Source organism: Methanomicrobium sp. W14 (genome assembly GCF_017875315.1).
Lineage (GTDB): Archaea > Halobacteriota > Methanomicrobia > Methanomicrobiales > Methanomicrobiaceae > Methanomicrobium.
On record NZ_JAGGMM010000002.1, the window covers coordinates 157,094 to 174,191 of the forward strand.

14 protein-coding genes and 1 tRNA gene are annotated in these 17,098 nt (G+C 43.5%); 4 read left to right on the forward strand and 11 right to left on the reverse strand.

Going from position 1 to position 17,098, the window contains the following annotated elements; all coding sequences use genetic code 11:
- Window positions 1–86: 86 nt before the first annotated feature.
- Window positions 87–863 (reverse strand): hypothetical protein, encoded by a 777-nt coding sequence (locus J2128_RS06645; protein WP_209690368.1) that lies wholly within the window; start codon window positions 861–863, stop codon window positions 87–89.
- A gap of 295 nt (window positions 864–1,158) precedes the next feature.
- On the opposite strand from J2128_RS06645, the gene J2128_RS06650 reads away from it, so the two are divergent.
- Together J2128_RS06650 and J2128_RS06655 are read left to right on the forward strand one after the other, a co-directional pair.
- Window positions 1,159–1,232 (forward strand) — tRNA-Val (locus J2128_RS06650).
- Window positions 1,233–1,607: 375 nt separating this feature from the next.
- On the forward strand, window positions 1,608–1,796 hold the full coding sequence (locus J2128_RS06655) for a hypothetical protein (protein WP_209690369.1): 189 nt from the start codon (window positions 1,608–1,610) through the stop codon (window positions 1,794–1,796).
- A gap of 7 nt (window positions 1,797–1,803) precedes the next feature.
- Here J2128_RS06655 and J2128_RS06660 read toward each other — a convergent pair whose 3' ends face one another.
- From J2128_RS06660 to J2128_RS06675, 4 genes are all read right to left on the reverse strand, one after another.
- Entirely contained in the window at window positions 1,804–2,793 is a 990-nt protein-coding gene (locus J2128_RS06660; protein ID WP_209690370.1) for a hypothetical protein, read from the reverse strand.
- A gap of 522 nt (window positions 2,794–3,315) precedes the next feature.
- On the reverse strand, window positions 3,316–3,501 hold the full coding sequence (locus J2128_RS06665) for a hypothetical protein (protein WP_209690371.1): 186 nt from the start codon (window positions 3,499–3,501) through the stop codon (window positions 3,316–3,318).
- A gap of 372 nt (window positions 3,502–3,873) precedes the next feature.
- The gene (locus J2128_RS06670; RefSeq protein ID WP_209690372.1) at window positions 3,874–4,563 is read right to left on the reverse strand and encodes a hypothetical protein; all 690 of its coding nucleotides are present in this window, start codon (window positions 4,561–4,563) and stop codon (window positions 3,874–3,876) included.
- A 66-nt stretch (window positions 4,564–4,629) separates the two neighbouring features.
- On the reverse strand, window positions 4,630–5,394 hold the full coding sequence (locus tag J2128_RS06675; RefSeq protein WP_209690373.1) for a hypothetical protein: 765 nt from the start codon (window positions 5,392–5,394) through the stop codon (window positions 4,630–4,632).
- Between the two features lie 175 nt (window positions 5,395–5,569).
- Between J2128_RS06675 and J2128_RS06680 the strand changes: the two genes are divergently transcribed.
- Window positions 5,570–5,851 (forward strand): hypothetical protein, encoded by a 282-nt coding sequence (locus J2128_RS06680; protein ID WP_209690374.1) that lies wholly within the window; start codon window positions 5,570–5,572, stop codon window positions 5,849–5,851.
- A gap of 132 nt (window positions 5,852–5,983) precedes the next feature.
- Here J2128_RS06680 and J2128_RS06685 read toward each other — a convergent pair whose 3' ends face one another.
- Window positions 5,984–6,964, reverse strand: a complete 981-nt coding sequence (locus tag J2128_RS06685; protein ID WP_209690375.1) for a hypothetical protein — start codon at window positions 6,962–6,964, stop codon at window positions 5,984–5,986.
- A 336-nt stretch (window positions 6,965–7,300) separates the two neighbouring features.
- On the opposite strand from J2128_RS06685, the gene J2128_RS06690 reads away from it, so the two are divergent.
- On the forward strand, window positions 7,301–8,092 hold the full coding sequence (locus tag J2128_RS06690) for a transglutaminase-like domain-containing protein (protein ID WP_209690376.1): 792 nt from the start codon (window positions 7,301–7,303) through the stop codon (window positions 8,090–8,092).
- A 75-nt stretch (window positions 8,093–8,167) separates the two neighbouring features.
- Here J2128_RS06690 and J2128_RS06695 read toward each other — a convergent pair whose 3' ends face one another.
- The 5 genes from J2128_RS06695 to J2128_RS06715 form a co-directional block, all read right to left on the reverse strand.
- A complete protein-coding gene (locus J2128_RS06695; protein WP_209690377.1) occupies window positions 8,168–9,781 on the reverse strand; it encodes a PEGA domain-containing protein in 1,614 nt (537 codons plus the stop codon).
- A 96-nt stretch (window positions 9,782–9,877) separates the two neighbouring features.
- Window positions 9,878–11,302 carry a hypothetical protein gene (locus J2128_RS06700; RefSeq protein WP_209690378.1) on the reverse strand — a complete coding sequence of 475 codons (1,425 nt, stop codon included), beginning with the start codon at window positions 11,300–11,302 and terminating at the stop codon, window positions 9,878–9,880.
- Between the two features lie 31 nt (window positions 11,303–11,333).
- The gene (locus J2128_RS06705) at window positions 11,334–12,899 is read right to left on the reverse strand and encodes a US12 family protein (protein WP_209690379.1); all 1,566 of its coding nucleotides are present in this window, start codon (window positions 12,897–12,899) and stop codon (window positions 11,334–11,336) included.
- A complete protein-coding gene (locus J2128_RS06710; RefSeq protein ID WP_209690380.1) occupies window positions 12,896–16,162 on the reverse strand; it encodes a tubulin-like doman-containing protein in 3,267 nt (1,088 codons plus the stop codon). The genes J2128_RS06705 and J2128_RS06710 overlap by 4 nt, the downstream gene beginning before the upstream one ends.
- Before the next feature lie 6 nt (window positions 16,163–16,168).
- Window positions 16,169–16,960: a hypothetical protein gene (locus tag J2128_RS06715; RefSeq protein WP_209690381.1), complete on the reverse strand. Its 792-nt coding sequence runs from the start codon at window positions 16,958–16,960 to the stop codon at window positions 16,169–16,171.
- Between the last annotated feature and the right edge of the window lie 138 nt (window positions 16,961–17,098).

A 17,098-nucleotide genomic window follows, 5' to 3' on the forward strand; every position in this document is an offset into this window, starting at 1 on the left:
GCCGAGACGGCAAATTAATTAAAACAGAGTTTTTATAAATTTTTAAGCAGTCTTGGGAGTTTTTGCGGAAACACTTTCAGGGAATGTCAGCTGTTTTGGATGATCTCGTATTTCGTGTTTCTCTGCACAAGTGTCTTTTCTGCATCCGAAACGATTCTTTCCATCTCTTTCGGGTCAAGGTAATCTGTGTTCACGGCACCGGCCCCCTTTGATATCGACTCCTCGAACATTGTCCCGCCGATGTCGTTTGCACCTGCGATAAGTGCCAGCTGGGCGAATTTTGTGCCGTGCTTTACCCGGGACACCTGGATATTGTCAAAATTATGTAGGTAGAGACGGGATACGGCGTACATAAGAAGGTCTTCTCTTCCTGTGGCACCAGCCCTTGCAACTCCGCTTTTGTAAAGCGGAGTGTTGTAGTGGACGAATGAAAGAGGGACGAATTCCGTAAAGCCGCCTGTTTCAGACTGTATGTCCTTTAGTATCTTCAGGTGAGAGACTACGTCTTTTTGGCTTTCGACATGGCCGTACATTATCGTTGCCGTAGTCATTATCCCGATCCTGTGTGCTTCTTTGGCTTTTTCCCTGATGATGTCTTCTGTGTAAAAATAGGTCCCTTCTTCGCCGTCTTTTTTGCAGAACCCGCAGAAACCGCATGAGTTTATGCAGTGGTTCGTGACGTTTATGTTCTGGTTTCTTACGTATGTCACTGTATTCCCGCATTTTTCAGTGCAGAGGTCGTCGGCAGCCTTTGCAATTTTGAATACGCTGCTTCCTTTTGTTTTGAGTAAAGAAAGGGCCTCTTCTTCGGATAATTCGTGTCCTGCGAGTGTGTCTTTCAGAAGTGTATCGGGCTTTGGCATAAGTCGTAAGCTAATACAATAAGAGTAATCTGATATAGCGTTTGTGTCAGTTGCAAGAATTTTTTTGTTTTGGGTTCGTGATTCGTAAAAGATTTGCAGTATAAGTGAATTATTTTAAGTAAAAGATTTAAAAAAACAGTCACCTGGTAAAATAGTGTGGTAAAATAGTGAGGATTGTGCAGGAAACCGGGCTGAAATAATCTTTTTTTCTGTTTATTATGGTGGTTATTTTTGCGATGTTTCAAAACCATTAATATTCTGGAAATTTATACAAAGTAGGGATAGATTAAACCGTGGACTTGTGGTCTAGCTGGTTATGACGTCGCCTTCACACGGCGGAGATCGGGCGTTCGAATCGCCCCGAGTCCATTTCCTTCGTTGTTTTGTAAAATAAAGACTAGATTGTTGTTTGTTTTATTTCTAAGCTCATTTAAAGCGTTATCTGTAAATCGGGACAAGTTAAGCCCTTTATTCCTGATATACTCAAAATTTTCAGGGCTAATTGTAATGTCCTTTCTTTTTCGTAAATCCTGAATTGGCTTTCTTTTTCGTTTTTCTCTCTTTTCCATTTCTCTTTTCTCCTATGTGTATGAATGTGTATTTATACACATAATTTACCGGACTTAATGTCAGTTTAATAGACCATAAACTGAAGGTTCCAAAAAGGTTACTCTTACTTTGAAAGGTGGTTAACAGGCTGCTGTGCAACCCGCTATTTTTGTAATATGGGATTAGTTTCTGATTATGAAACGGCTGAAATATCTTTTAGGTAAATATCACATAGATGTACTAACACCGGCTGAAGAATCCGAACTTAAGGAGATCATAATTCATAGAGAACCCAGGGCGGCTGAGTGGACTATAAAAGAAATATATGATTTAGGTCTTGTAATTGTAGGGGCTGATTGTATCTTTAAAAAATTGTTGGCTTAAATTTTTTTTATTCTTTCTCTTTTTTAATTTTGTTTTCTTCTTCTGTTTGCCATATCTCCTTATCAAAGTCATAATATTCACAAAAACTATCATAGATAGTTTGATAATTTTTGTATAAACCATGGTTTGGAGGAAAACTAAATATCATAATTCCTTTTTCTCTTAGAAGCTGAGCATCTTCAAAATCTTGAGCGTAATAATTATAAAATTCTGTTTTAAGAAACTCCATAATTTCTTCTGGTTTGCTAAAGGTCTTTGCTTGACCAAACACTTTCACAAAAAAAGCATTTAATTGTGAATCAATAATTCCTCTTTCTTTGTAAAAATCAAAATTATTTATCAGATTTTCAATTTTTTGAAGATTAACATTGAAATCTTTACTTAGTTCGTAGATATTTGCAATAGCTCCTTTTGGTATTGAAAAATATTGGTTGAGTAATATGTATCTTAGATTTACAAAATAAAAATATGCAGTTGTACTAAAATATTTATAGTGAAAGTTATTTCCCTCATTCCAATCAGTATCAGAAAATTGTTTTGGCATCCAATTCCATTTTTTTGTCAATTTATATTCATCAAATCGTGAATTAACAATAGGAATGAATTTATTTAATTGATTCTTATTATTTTCAATTTCTTTTAATAATGTTTTTAAAGCATTGACATAATCAAGTCTTTTTATTTCATCTTGATTGAAATATACTGTAATTGTTGAAAACATAATTGAAAGTGTTATTCCAAGTGCAAAGGAGAATGGAGAAAAATAGATGCTGTTTCCATCAAAGAATATTCTATTCTGAGACAAATTTTCATTAGTTTGTAAAAAAAGATTACACAATAACATAAGAAACATATAAGTGGTAAATGATATCATGAAAACCGCTGAAATATATATTAGCCAAATAAAACGATGTTTTTTTAATGGATGATATAATTTTAATTGAATTGATTTCTTAAATGATTTTAATAGATCTTTCTTTGTTGTTTCTTCCCCCATATTTGATTATTGAAAAGTTCAGGACGTTAAATGTTTTTGTTTCTTACTTTCGCACCGCACAGGCAAGACGTTTAAGAGAACTGTTTAAATTTTATATGGGGTTTAGCCTTTGTCCCAAATTATGGAAATTAAAAGTGCTGATGTGTCCCGGTTCACGAACAAAGGCAGGCAGAAAGATTTTATGGTCGGAGGCGGACAGTGTGGAGCTAAACCGGCACAGGATAACAGGAATGCACGAAAAATTAAGATCTTTTGTATCTGTTATGAGCCTGATTAATACCCATTGCTTTTACAATTTTGACAAATTGGTTTTCTTCATCAATCCAATAAAAAATGTGTGGCCATTGATATATAGAGGCGGTAAGTTTTTGGATTTGACCCCTTCAGAAATTTTTTATTGCATCTTCTATTTGATTTCTTAAGATATTCTCCGGGGCATAACAAAATTATTTCTTTTTGTGGAGTCTGTATTTTTTAGGAATGTTTGATATGTATTTCAGTGCGTCATCGCTGAAAATGATATCATACATCCCCAAAGACCTCATCGAAGAAGTGATACTTCTTTGTGGATTTATCAGCCACTTTGCAATCTGCAATTATTTTTTTTACATCCCAGTTTTCATCACCTGGTGTTTCTAATACCTGATCTGCCATATTTGACAGGGAATCGTAGGACTGGCCGACCTTCCGCAATCTGGAAAGTTTCATCCGTGTCTCATGGCTTATCGTTATCGTTTCACCATCGGTTGCTATTGTGATTATTATTAATACAAGATGATTTTAGACTTTTTGTGTGACTAAAGTTTAGCGATATAGTATTCGGGTCTCTTCCGGGTAGTGTCTAAAATTAATTACTGACGCATTTCTTTCGATTTAATAGGCAGCTTCAACACTATACTTATTGAAGAGATATCCTCTGACCCTTCATATGACAGCTCCATGTTCTTCCCTGAGTTCTGGGATTTTGTCGAAATGTTCACTGAACCTTTTACTGAAAAGGATAAACTAGTGGAAAACCGGGCGATTGTCCGGTTCCACCGACTTTTATAATCTTTGCTGTCTCTTTTTCAGAAAAAAAGATTATTGATATTTGTCGAGCCATTCCTTTCTTTGTATTTCGTATTCTTTAAGGTCAGTGTCTTTTTCCGGGTCGTTGAACCATGTCTTAGTCCTTGCCCGTGAATCCGGCCTTGCAAGAAGTTTAAGCGCCTCTGTCTCCTCTTCGCTTCCGGATTTTATGACCCTGCCATGTAGTTTCACGACTTCCGGAGAGTCTTTTTCGTCAAGTGCGGACAGGAATACCCAGCCTCCCGTCTCAGAATACTTCTCCATTTTCTCCGCAAGATTCTTCATCTTTGTGTCATATTTCCCGGAATCAAGAGTTCTCTGCCTGTCAAATTCTTCAAGCTGTTCTTCGTTTAAAAGGATCTTTTTCTTGTCAGAAGTCCTTGTCCTGACAAAGATATCTGCATTGCAGTACGGGCATGGCATCTTTTTCTGCGGAAAGCTTTCAAGGCTTTTTTTGCATGACGGGCAGACAGCGTCGGGATTTCCGGCGGGAGTATAGTCCCGGTAGCCTGCATCCGAGATAAGCTCTTCAATGTATTTGCTGTAATCTCTTTTTACCGTTACTTTTACCGCTTTATCAGGCCCGGATTTTTTTGAAGTTTCTTCCCGCTGTTTAACATTCTCCGGTTTCGGGCTGACTGTCTTTATTGGTTCCTCCTTTTTGGGAAGGATGGCTTCTTTGATTATTTGTAATATTCCCATAGCAATTTCTGAATTAGTATTAATTGAGGATAATAGTTTCCTATAAAAAGAGTGTAAATTATTTAATCAGCCGAATATTCCGCCGAACAGACCCCTGTCCTCTGCTTCAGCGGCTGACATCTCCTGCAGCCTGTTCTGTTCCTGTTCAAGAACTTTTATCTGGGCCTCAATCATTTCCTTAAGCTCTTCATCACAGTCACAGTCGTTTAAAACTGTGTTCAGGTTTTGTATTCTCTCCATGTTCCCGGCAGCTTTTTCCCGGATGTATCCGGCCGAATCACTGTCTCCCCCGAATAAAAATCTTGACACTGAGTCCCTGTTCTGTATTTTCTCCTCGGCATTGTACTGGGCAGCAAGGGAATTGTTGAACTCCTCTGCAATGGATGAGATCTGGCTTCCTATGCCTCCTGATATATTTCCTGCAAGAAGAAGCGTTAAAACAGCAGTTCTGACAGTGTTCTGGTTTTTAAACCTGTTATTTGTCTCTGAACCTGAAACATTGGCGGATTCGTTCTGCATAAGTTTAATCTGTTCTTTGATCTCCAATTGTTGTTCCCTGTAGGAAGTCAGGTTTTTTGACGTTTTGTTGCTCTGTCCTAAGGATTCGTTTGCTTTACCTGGGGCAGCGGCAGCTGCGTTTGGTGCTGATGACCTGTTTGCCTGGGAAATGTTTGTGTATTTATCGCTTATTACAGCCGGTCTGTTGTCTGAGGCCAGTGCAGCAGCACTGTTTTGCTGGCTTCCCGCCGAATTGCCGCTGTTTTTTGCATCGACCGCAGTAACTGCGGTGATCAGTGCGGCAATTATAATAAATGCTATTATCCTTTTCATCCGGATCAATCCTGTTTTTGTTAATTTAATTATGTTAATCGGCCTTTGTGGTATATAGATGTTTCAGTTTTTTTTGAAATTAGGATCTCGTGGTTAGAGCAGAAAAGTCCAAATTTATTTTTTTGCTCTGCCTGTTTGTTTGGAAAATAAAGCCTGAAAATCTCCTGGCCGGAGAGTGTCAGGTATAGAACCGGATGAAGATATCCCGCAAAACCTTGAAATATACGCTGGCATGCTCCTTTTAAAGGTCTTTTATAGCCTTATAGAAAACCCGGTCCGCCACGGGGGCAGCCTGACGAACTGGGCTTTCGGAAAAAACACAGGCCTGGGCCTATTTTTAGTATTGGAAATACTTTCAATAACAAAGATTGCGATAACGGAGACAGGAAAAGAGGGAGAAGGTTCAAGGTTTGAAACGGCGCTTCACGGGGGTGGATACAGGTTTGAAAAGAAATAAGAAAAAATGAATTAAATCCGTTTTTTGTATCCGTTAAACTTAGGGTGTTTTCCCGGGAGAAGTCCGTGTTTTGCCGCCATTCCTGCTGCCGGATATGGCTCTGTTAAAAAAAGGATATTTCATGTTTATTTTCTATTTATTGATTTCACCGCCATTTTTGTCCCTGAAAAAATATTTGTATATTCTGAAAGAACATGCATAGATGGCAAACAGGTATACCAGAAATCCGATGACTCCCAGGGATGAGCTTAAGAAACTGTCAGAATGCGAAGATTCGCCTGTATCCCCGTAAGGGCCGTAGTTTACTCCCGACTGAGTGGTAAAGGTGGCGCTGAAGGGTACCGACGGAATGATGTATTTTTCACCGAGCGAGTACTCACCTGACATACTTCCCGAGCCGAAGTTTGTCTTCGTTGATTCTTTCAGCACAAGCCATGGTGAATGTTCAGTAGTGCTTTTGTCAACGACTGTTATTATATTTCCTGCGTAGTTGCCGTAAAAACGGGCTGCAGTGTGGTCTGTGACAGCGTTCTGCCCGAAAATTCTTATCATGTCATCCCTTTGAACAGTAACGAAGTCGAGATAGGTTGCGTTTATGTCATATTTCCCGGGTGCAAGCAGGTACAACCTGTTTATGGAGTAGCCTTTTGTAAGATTTTCTTCCGGAATTCCTGTTTTCCTGTCAACTACGGGCGTTATCCTCTCGGCGACAGTCACGGGGCTTATATTATATTCTCTTGAGCTCGTACCGTCGGTTTCGACTGCGTGGATGTAATCCCCCCTGTCAAAGAGGTATACGGAATAATTCCCTAGTTTTGCCATTCCTATGGGTATGTTTGATGAATATTCCGGGTTATCTGACCCGAAAAGGTAATTTCCGGTCGCGTTGGGAACATTTCTCAGGTAGTCGTCATATGTCTCTATGCGGTTAAGCTCCAGGTGTGGAGGAGTGATGTTTTCAGCCTTGTAAATATCCACATATCCGCTGTAGGATGTGCCGAACGTAGTTTCCGCTGATGAATACATAAGTATTGAAAATACGGGGAATACTATGAGAATTACGAGAAGGACCACTGCAACGGAGGTGATAAGTTTTTCATATGAAGTTGTCATTATCTCTCTTTTATATGATCTATTTCAATTATATATATACTTTTTATATTATTCAATACGCTCGTGGAAATATGTTTTGCAGCAGAGAGATTTTTTATAAAGTTAATGAAAAACTGTTGGCAGAATTTTGCGCGATTATGTTTATACCGGATTTTTAAGGCAGGAATCTCCGACAATTTTTTTATATTATAAAATTTTATTTTTAATAACGATGGATATTCTCTGTCAGTTAAAAGGCCGGTTTAAAAAAACCTGTGTTCATAATTAAAATATATTATTTAATCTGTTTTTTTGCCCCGTAGGGGCAAAGAAAAAGAGGGGAGATCTGGTTATTCAATGACGCCTGCAACAGAAACAATATTAAGCATTTTATTTTTTGTAGCCGTAATTTTCGGAATCTACTATATAAGCGGATTTCTGGCAAAGAAAAGGTATCTTCGCATAATAGCCACTTTCGCAATATTTACCGCTTTTATGGTAGTATCCGTAATTGTGATATACCCGGGGGGAACGTCTGAAAACGGCAGTTCCGCTTCGTTTTCATTTACACATTATACTGACGGCGACCTGGCGGGACATGTATCCGAAGCGATGGACTATACCGACCCTGACCTGAGGAATGCTGCCCTTGGCATGATTGGACAGCAGCACGGTGGAAACTACAACCTTCAGCAGGTGTGCGACGTTTATGATTACATGTACAAATACTGGGTTTATGTAAACGATCCAAACGGGTTTGAGTACATGTCACCTGCAAGCGATTCGGTTAAGACTATGAAAGGTGACTGTGATGACTTTGCCATTCTTATGGGGTCTCTTGTCGAGGGTATAGGAGGCTCTTCACGTATAATTATTGCCGAAAACGGTGAATCCGGTCATGCATATGCCGAAGTTTACATAGCTGACAATCCTGATACGCTTAAGGTTATGACTGACTCGCTTCGCAAAAGGTACGGCATGGCGGACTACTGCTTTCATGTCTCGACAGAGAACGGGAGAAAAAAATACTGGCTGAACCTTGACTGGACAGCCGGGCACCCGGGCGGAAGTTTTTTTGAAAATTCCGGGCAAGCTCTTATTATCAGGCCGGACGGGAAATACTCGGGGGAATATCTTGATGTATTGTAACTAAAGTAACCGGGATGAAACATTTTTTTATCTTTTATTTTAAACAAAATCTGTTTTTCTGATCTTTAAAGCCTGTCATTCTTCATCCTTTTCTTCAGGACTGCCCGGGTCTGAAGAGCCGGGCGTTATTTCCGGACCCTGTTCTTCGTCAGTGTGTTTTAAAGGCTCAATTGTGAAGGTCTCCTCGGTTTTGTCCTCGTATTTGCCGTATCTTTCCTTTATGGCCTGGAGGTGGACGGAGATAAGGTGAGCCCCGAAACTTCTGCCTGAAATGTTTATATTATGCCTGCCCGCTTCAGTAAAGTGCTCGACGGGCTCCCCGTCTATATAGACCGTGCATACGAAGGCTTTGTACGGCCCTTTTATGTCAGCCGTAACGTATGCCCTTTCACCTGCATATCCCTTCTTTTCGTTTTCAGGCGGTCTTATAATCTCGATTTTTATCCCGGATGAAACCCTGTGTTTTACGACATCTCCTGCAATGAAAAAGATGAAAACTGCGAGAATGAAGAGTGGTGATATGTAGATTACAATATTGTTGATGTTCGGGGAGATGTCGTCCTGATTTTTCACCCCGTCGGAGTCAACGTCGTACGCCGCCTCAATCGATTCTTTGGCATAGCCGATTGCAGCCTCGGAGTTCCCGCTGTTATAGCTCTCCTTTGATTTTTCAAGAAGATTCCGGGCCCTTTCGGGATTATACTCCGCGTTTGCAGTGACTGCATCTTCGGCTTTTTCTATCGCTTCAGGTGCCATAGAGACAAGGGTGTACGAGAGGGACGCCCCAAAAGGCCCGAGGTAAACCCGGTCTTCAACGCTTTCGTACCCGAATTTTTCGACTGATAAATTGTGCGGGCCCTGTACGGCCGAAACCGTAACAGGACTTTCCCCGATGTTTTCTTCGTCAAGGTAGACCTTTGCACCTGCCGGAGTGGTTGAAACCGAGAATGAAACCTTTGAAAGGTTTAAAATTACATTGACTTCAGAAATTTTTCTTGCCTCGACATCGACGATTCCCTCCCAGTCGTCATAGCCTTCCTTTTTGATAGTGACATTGTATGTCCCGGGTTCGGTTTCGTCAAGAGTCTTTTTCGTATCGCCAACGTACTCGCCGTTAAGGTAGATTTTTGCACCCGAAGGCCCGGATTCGAATACGATTCGTCCCTTCGTCGGCAGTGGCTCGAAGGTGTGGACGAGGGACTGCGACATATCCTCGTTGATTGTGACAGTTTTCTGGTAGTCGGTGTAGTTTTCAAGTGTCAGCAGAAAAGTATGCTGACCTGTCGGGACGTTGTAGAGTACGGTGTCCGATGTCCCGTAGTAATCGCCGTCAATGTAAATCTTTGCCCTTTTGGGTTTTGTTGTGACTGAAAATGCACCTCCTGTCGAAGCCTCCATGTCGTGGCTGAGTATTGTAGTCTGCCCTTCTTTTACCTCAAATATTTTTTCCCAGGTTTTGTAGCCGTCCATTTCAAGGCGGACGTAGTGGATGCCCGGAAAAACGCCCGTGATAACCTGGTCGGTCTTGTTGATGTATTCGTCGTTTAAGTAAATGTCGGCGCCTTTTGGGTTTGAGGATATTGATATGCTCCCTTTCCCTGTTTCTGATAAGACCGGAGCTGCAAGATATAACAGGAGAAGAAGAAAGATTAATGCCGGTATTTTTTTATTCAGGGGGATATTTTTCATCGCGGATTGCCTCCGGGTTTTTATGTTCCGGGAAGGGTTTGTCCTTATTGCGGGGCCTGTTATCAGGTATATTCTGTTTAGGTTTTTTTCTGTCCTTTATGCCGTCCGGTTCACTTCTTTTTTAATAAACAGGCGGTATATACCGGAATTATTAATGAATGCGGTCGCCGAAGCATCCGAGATTTCAGGTGTTGAGTTTACCTGGCTCCATAAATATCCGGACTGGTTGTACTCCATCAGGAAGTACTCTTTTCCGGGCGTGTGTTCGGCAGTAAGCTCAAAGGATACGTTTCCGGGCTGCGTTACCGTTATCTCATAGGCGCTCCCGAAGCCCGAATACCCTTTGGGGGTGTTTCCGGGAGTCGAGTTGAGGCGGATTATTTCAACCGTCTGCGTCGTGTTCATGGGTATTGTTGCAGAAGGCGTTATATGAGTAATTGTTCCGGGGCTGGTCCTGCCGGAATCAAAAAAGCCGTTCTGGTATAAAAAAACCGCAAATACGGCTGCAAGTATGATTGTCGCGGCAACAGACAGGGAAATAATCCTGACAATCCTTTTTTTTCTGTTCTCCATATGCTCTTCATATTCGAGCATCAGGCTTTCCCTGTCGTAGTCGTTTACTTTCCATTTGGAGTATTCGGATTCGTCAGGCCTTTTTTGTCTGTTTTTGGTAACGGAGTCATATGATGACGGTGAAAACGATTCCTCTTTTGGTAATGCTGCACCGATATTTTCTTCCGAGACAAAGTCAGAAAAGAGGTGCATCTTTTCAGGTGAGCGCCTGTTGCATGTTTTAAACTCGTATAACAGTCTGTTTAGGGTATCTTTTTTTGTCTGGGCGCCTGAAACTCTTCTTATGACCTGAGGGTTTTGCGCAAATATTCCGATGCTTTTGTAGATACTTTCCCATTTTTTGTCTTCGACTGCACCTGTCCTGAGGTCTATGTCCCTTTTTCCGGGATATTTTTCGGCTACAAGAAGGTCTGCACCGTGAAAAGGGCGTTTTGAGACGGCAAACGTGTAACCTGAAGAGATATATGGAATAATTTTTCCGGAGACAGCGACAACGAAGTCAAACGATGACGAAAGGTTTTCCCCTATGCATACAACGTTTTTTGACAGGAGAAGTCTTCCTGCTGCGTAGTCGGCGGTTCCTGAATTCATGAATTCGTTAAAACCGGAGGTTTTAATCTCTTTTCCGGGTGGGTTTACGGTTTCATAGCCTGTCCCTGAGAGCCTTTCTTCAGCCCTGTCATAGAATTTTCTGATGAAGTCCGGATCAAATCCCCTGTAGAGGCTTCCTGTGAGGTCCCTTTTTTCAAGGTAGATGAATGTGTCAGGTCTCCTCCCCTTCTTCTGCACGTTTAGAGCCGTTCCCATCAGGAGAGTCCTGTTTTTTGTACTTATATACAAAGACGCCGAACTCTCGTCAAGCCTTTCCGCGAGGTTTACAGCGTAATCGTCACGCATCGTGCCTGCGATTGTTTCGCCGTCAGTTGTAAATATTCCAAATGAATCCATTTTAATAACCTTTTTTGGGGAGCCCTGCGGCCTATAAACCGAACCTGAATATTTCGGTGAACCTCCACGGTGCAAGCGTTGACGGTGAAATTTCGTCCTCCATTCCCTCCTCCTCCGGGAAAGGCTCTGCCGTTGCGTCTACAGATACCGCAACGAAGTACATAGAGATGTCGTTCATTATGTTCACGAGATTTTTGAAGACCATATTCGAGCTTAAAATGTCGAAAAGACCCTTTTCTATAGCTTCGGCTTTCCTTGACCTCTCGGGGATGTCAGATAGTTTTTCGGCGTTCATGGACTTTGCAAGTTCTCTTATCTCCCTGTTCTTCCAGAAGAGAAGGTCAGTCTTTGTCACGGCAAGGGCATATTTTTTGTTCGGGCTGAAGAATCCGAAGAACTTCCTCTCCTCAAGGTCTATAAGGGTCTTCATGTAACCGCCGAACTCCCTTGCAAGCTGGGAGTGGCCCTTTCTGTTGTCCGTAATCTTCTCGCCGTCTATCAGGAATATCACCTTTCCCGCCTTCAGGAAGTTGCCGTACATCGTGGATATTATGACGCTTTTGGTAAATTCGGGGTCAAGAAGCTTTTCTGAGTGGTGGAGCTTGATGTATTTCACGAATTTTATAGTCCCTGCGTGTTTTCTGACTTCTGCCGGCGTCATGTCAAGCTTTTCGCTTAGAAGTGAGACCGCCTTTCTGAAGTTTATCTCGTTTAGCTCGTCGTAGTATTCGCCTGCATAGTCGACGACAGTCCATTTAACGGGGATAATGCCGTATTTTTTGCCTGTGAGCTGGTACATCACCATCTGGTAGCGGTATGTCCTTGAAAGGATTTTCCCGTCAAGTATGCTTGCGTAAAGGTTTGATATGCGCAGTTCGTCACCCTCGTCGTTAGGGTCGCCTGTCAGGACGACACCCTCGTTTGAGTGGCCTTTGTCGAAGTGCTCGGATATGTACCCCCACAGGCCAAGCACGAAATACGTCTTTCCCGACGATCTCGGGCCGAATATGAATATCTCGGACGCCCTCACACCGACTGTGAGCTTAAGTGCAAGGACGTAGAGTATCAGGGATATCACTATTCCGGCACCGTAGAAAAAGATGTTTTGTGCAGCGTAGGCCGATGATACGGCAGCTTCGGTGTCGGCCGAAGATGCGTATATCTCGTATGCCAGAAAACCGATAATCACGGCAAAAAATGCCGTAAACAGCACTTTCGCCATCTTTGCAAGGTTGTCGTAGCGGTTTGTAAGGACTGATTTTGCGACGAACACAAGCCCTGTTAAGACGCCCGCGGAGAACGATGCAACCAGGAGCGTGATATTGGCCCACGGGGAAAGCATGACGTAAAATACCGGGATTGCCGCGAATATTCCTGCATATATAACGCCGTTTATTCTAGAGTCCTCGTTGAAGATCATCCCTATTGCGACTGCAAAAAAAAGGCCGCACAAAAGTTCTACGAATATTGTAAGCGCTGCCGGAGCAGTGTGCTGCTTGAACAGGGGGGCAATCGTCGTAAATATATATGCTACAAAAATGCTCAGCGGAAGCGCCAAAAGAAGATATATTTTTCTTCTTTTATTGTTTATTATCATTCACGGGCAGCCTCTCTGATGTCTTTTACTGTGTAAAGGTCCATTATCCTCTTCTTTGCCTCTTTTTCCTGCTCCTTCCCACCGGCCTCGAGATCGGCTATTTCGGCCGCTTCCGTAAGAAGAAGCGTCTTTCTGCGTATTACGTATTTTCCGTCCTGGAGGGCGAGTGCATGGTGGAGTATGTTGTCTTTTGACTTTTCATACTTCTCCCAGTAGCCGCCTCCTGTCGTAAGCGGTGAAATATTGTCCAAAAAGCTTGCCGCCGCAAAGAAAGTAAGCGAGATTTCCCAGGGCTTTGTGTAGTTGTGGGAGTTGATTTTTGCACTGTCGAAACTTTTCAGGTCGAGCAGTTTCACCAGGTAACGCCTGAAATCGCTTCCTTTGTTGTCTATTAACTGCGAAAGCCATTTGGAAGGCGATGATGCGACAAGGGCCGCCTTGTCAAAGCTCCATCTTTCCGTTCCCGCATCCCCGTAGCCGACCGACATGTTGTTTATCCCGAGCTTGTGCGAGTCGATAAGCTCCTTATATTTCCACTGGACGATGTTGTAGAGTTTTTCAATCTCCGCTTTCCCCTCGTCATCGTAGTCAAGTACGGAAAGGTCGGAGTCCTCGTTTAAAAGCGAGAGTATTGCCGGGTTTATCTCCCCGAACCATGTCCTGTACATGCCTTCAATCGTTGAGTTTCCGCTCATCCTCTTTTCATCAAGCCCCCTTAAGCCCGACTCGTAGGACTCCGTGAAGGAATTGAACTTTTTTCTTGTGTCAAACGTTGAGCTGATGAGGTTGTCGGTCTTCAGGAGGAACTCCTCCTGCTGGTGCATCGATTTCTGGGACTGGATAAGCCCGTCTATCTCTGAGTTCAGGTTCTGCATCCTGTACTGGAACCCTTCACGCCGGTTGATTATATCAGTCAGGGTTTCCCTGATGTTAGTCAGGATTTCCGCGGTGTCACTTCCTGAAAAAGACCTCATCAAAGCCGTCTTCTCCTCTGATTCAAGGTTGAATCCCGATACTAGGGGCCCTATTGTGGCTTCCCTTAATGACCCAAGCCTGAAATTGAATTCACGTGTCAGGAACTTGTCCTGTATGAAAACCTCGAAGGGGTCTGCAATGGATATTTTTCCGGGGTGCATCTGGGAAATTTTTCTGATTCTCTCCTCCTTTGTCGCTTTTTCGTTGCGGAACATAGCCGGGTTGAGTTTTTTTCCGAGAAGGCTGTCCTTTAGCCCCTGTTTTTTGGATACCCTGAGCATGTACTCGTTGTAGTAGTAGAGGGAGACCGACTCTGCAAGGTCTTTTAAGTATGAAAGGTCTGATGCGGTCGCGTCTTCAAGCCTTTCGATATCCGCATATATTCCGGAGAGCGGAAGAGTGGACATCCATGCCTCCCTTTTAATAGGTCTGGCCCTGTCCTTTCCTTTGTCGGGCTGCCTAAACCTCTCTTTTATCCTGTATATGAGCTCTTCGAACATGTCGAGGAACTCTTTTTCGAGGTCTTCTATCGGTTCCTGGCCCGGCTGGCCTACTCCTCCGCTTCCGAGAGCCATATAGTCGTCTATCGGCTTTGCAAGGGCGCTGACCTCCTTTCTTATGACGTCCATCGCGGAGCCGCTCTCCTTTGTAAGTTTGTCAAGCTCTTCGCGTTTGCTTTTTATACGCAGGCCGGTCTCGTTTATCTCGGTTTTGAGCTCGGACTGCTTTGCCGAGAGTTCACCTGAGATTTTGCCGAAGTTCTCCTCTCCGCGGATGATGTTTATTATGGCAGTCCTTGCGGATTTATCGCCGATTGTAAGCGCCTTTGTCTGGAGTGCGGACATTGTCTCGAGGAGCAGGAGGTTCTTTTTTATGAGTTCATAGAGTTCCTGGTCCTTTGCGTTTTCATGCGGTCTGCTCTCGTTTTCAAGCGACCTTTTGAGCCTTGAGACGTATTCTGTGAGTTTTCCGTATTCTTTAATCTCTGATATGTCCCTTAAGCTCTCAGGCATGTTGTTGGAGACTGCCGATTCGATAATCGACCGGGTCTTGAAGTTTAAGAGGTCGGTTATCTCGTTCTCCCAGACCCTTTTGACTTTTTCAATCTCCTTTTTATACAGGCTTACGTCGCTGTGCGTAATCTCGGTGTCGGTTTTTGAGAAAATGTCAGGGTATATGCTCTCGTTGGCTGATATGAACTCCGAGACGTCCTTTAGAATCCTGCCCCTTGTCTGCTCAATCCCGGAGAAGTATTCTATGACGTCCTCGAACCCTTTCTTAAGGGACCTCAGGTTTTCAACCGGGTATTCTATAACGTGCGAATCGGCGAATATGAATCCCGAGTAGTCCTTTTTGGCGTCGACTATTGCCGATATGTCTGCTGTAGGGAGATAGAACGAATTTATGAACATATACGGAAACGCCGAATCGAACTCGACGACTTCCTGTTTTCTGTCTCCACCGTCCACGTAACCTGTGGGGCTTAGGGAAGATACTATAATGTAGTTGAAGAGCTTGTCTTCCTTCATGTTGAGGTACTCTATCTCCGAGAGTGCGATTGCGGCGTTGAGCTGCTCCTTTTCTCCCTCGCTTGCGGCCGGAAGAACCGCGAAAAGCCATATTTTTGACTCCTGTCCACGTTTTTCCTTAATGTAGCGGGCAAGGTCGATGAACATCCCTGAGCCTGTCCCTCCGCCGAGGCCGACTATTATCGCCACCGGCCCGTGTCCCTGAAAGGACGGGAAATGCTCTCCTCCCTGCGTAATCGCCTTGAAAAATACCGCTTTTGATATAGCACGCCTTCTGTGGACGCCGCCGCCGAAATCGTCGACGATGTTCTTGTCGACTTTTTTGAGCATCTGGTAGTCGAACCCGTATTCTGGGTCGTTCATCCACCACACGTTTACAAGAGGTCTTTCACGCCTTTTTTTGATCTGTTCGCAGACCTCGACCGATGTAAGGGATGACACTCTTTCTACGTTTGCAAGGTCCGGGAGGTGGTAATGGTAAGCCTTTACGCTTCCGCCCATCTGGCTGCTCTCCCTCTGAAGTTCGCCTGCTCTTTCCTCAACCTCCTCCGCACGCCTGATATCCCCCTTTCTCTGGTTTGAATCGGTGTCGAGGGTATACATCGAAAGACGCTTTCCGTCCGAGAGGTAGTGCTTCAGGAACCACTCGTGATCATAAAGGTTTGAGATCAGTTTTTTTCCGCACCCCCCGATTGCGACGACTGTCAGTTCGTCCGGCATCTGGAAAGGTTTTCCTTCTATTACGTCGTCTGTTGCCATTTTATATCAGTCCCCCTTGTATTCATCCTGAAAATCCATCATGTTCCTTGCACGAATTTGCCCGAATATAATTCCTGCCGCAAGTCCTACCACGAAGAGGACTACTCCTATAATAAGCGCCGTTGTAAAGGGCATGTTTTCGCTTTCCGAGGCTTCCGCGTAGTCAAGGAGTTCACCGGCCTCTTCTGTCAGCCCTTTCGAATAGAAGTCGCTTATAATTGACCTTAGCTTGGTATCGGACACGTCGTTTAAGCGGCTGTCAAACTCCTTTTCTCCGGGGATTGTCACCGAAAATGTCTCAGTCGCGGCTGTCCCCAGGATATCCCCGTTTTCGTCAAGCGCTTTTACGTTGTAATACGAATACCCGGTTGTCTGCGTGTTTCTTTTTGTCACCACAACGCCGTCGACGACTTCGGATGACGTCAGGACGGGGGCCCTCCCGGTGACGGTTACCGTTACTGCGCCTAAGAATTCACCGTCGTCGCTTGTCAGTTTTATCTCCTGGTCGTTTAATGACGCGTCCCCGCCTGAAACGTTGATTTTTCCCGTGTCAATAACCCAGAGGTTTGTGTCAGAAACTGAAATGAGGTCTGTACTCATCTCAAGTATTCTCGCCTGTTTCGGAATACCGCTGATTTCAATTGTGTACTGGACCGATACTCCTTCATCCTGCGAATCCAGCAGGCTTCCGTTATTTACCTCAACGATTACTGCTGATGCCGGAGCACATATGAGCAGAAAAGTGAGGATAAGTGCTATTGATATTAATATGGATGCACTGTTCCGTGTTGCTAGCATACTGAGAAGATTTATTTTAAAACAGTTAAATATTTCTCCAAAAACCTGTTTTTGCTGTTTTCGTCCCGTGCACGAAAAATACGGTGTCTGTGCCGGCCATTTTATTGTACAGGTGAAGCCTTTAAAAGAGCCTGCATA

Coding starts and splice junctions, on each gene's coding strand:
- J2128_RS06695 (WP_209690377.1), bottom strand. CDS start 9,781: ATGAAAAATATCCCCCTGAATAAAAAAATACCGGCATTAATCTTTCTT.
- J2128_RS06700 (WP_209690378.1), bottom strand. CDS start 11,302: ATGGATTCATTTGGAATATTTACAACTGACGGCGAAACAATCGCAGGC.
- J2128_RS06645 (WP_209690368.1), bottom strand. CDS start 863: ATGCCAAAGCCCGATACACTTCTGAAAGACACACTCGCAGGACACGAA.
- J2128_RS06690 (WP_209690376.1), top strand. CDS start 7,301: ATGACGCCTGCAACAGAAACAATATTAAGCATTTTATTTTTTGTAGCC.
- J2128_RS06670 (WP_209690372.1), bottom strand. CDS start 4,563: ATGGGAATATTACAAATAATCAAAGAAGCCATCCTTCCCAAAAAGGAG.
- J2128_RS06705 (WP_209690379.1), bottom strand. CDS start 12,899: ATGATAATAAACAATAAAAGAAGAAAAATATATCTTCTTTTGGCGCTT.
- J2128_RS06685 (WP_209690375.1), bottom strand. CDS start 6,964: ATGACAACTTCATATGAAAAACTTATCACCTCCGTTGCAGTGGTCCTT.
- J2128_RS06715 (WP_209690381.1), bottom strand. CDS start 16,960: ATGCTAGCAACACGGAACAGTGCATCCATATTAATATCAATAGCACTT.
- J2128_RS06655 (WP_209690369.1), top strand. CDS start 1,608: ATGAAACGGCTGAAATATCTTTTAGGTAAATATCACATAGATGTACTA.
- J2128_RS06710 (WP_209690380.1), bottom strand. CDS start 16,162: ATGGCAACAGACGACGTAATAGAAGGAAAACCTTTCCAGATGCCGGAC.
- J2128_RS06665 (WP_209690371.1), bottom strand. CDS start 3,501: ATGAAACTTTCCAGATTGCGGAAGGTCGGCCAGTCCTACGATTCCCTG.
- J2128_RS06675 (WP_209690373.1), bottom strand. CDS start 5,394: ATGAAAAGGATAATAGCATTTATTATAATTGCCGCACTGATCACCGCA.
- J2128_RS06660 (WP_209690370.1), bottom strand. CDS start 2,793: ATGGGGGAAGAAACAACAAAGAAAGATCTATTAAAATCATTTAAGAAA.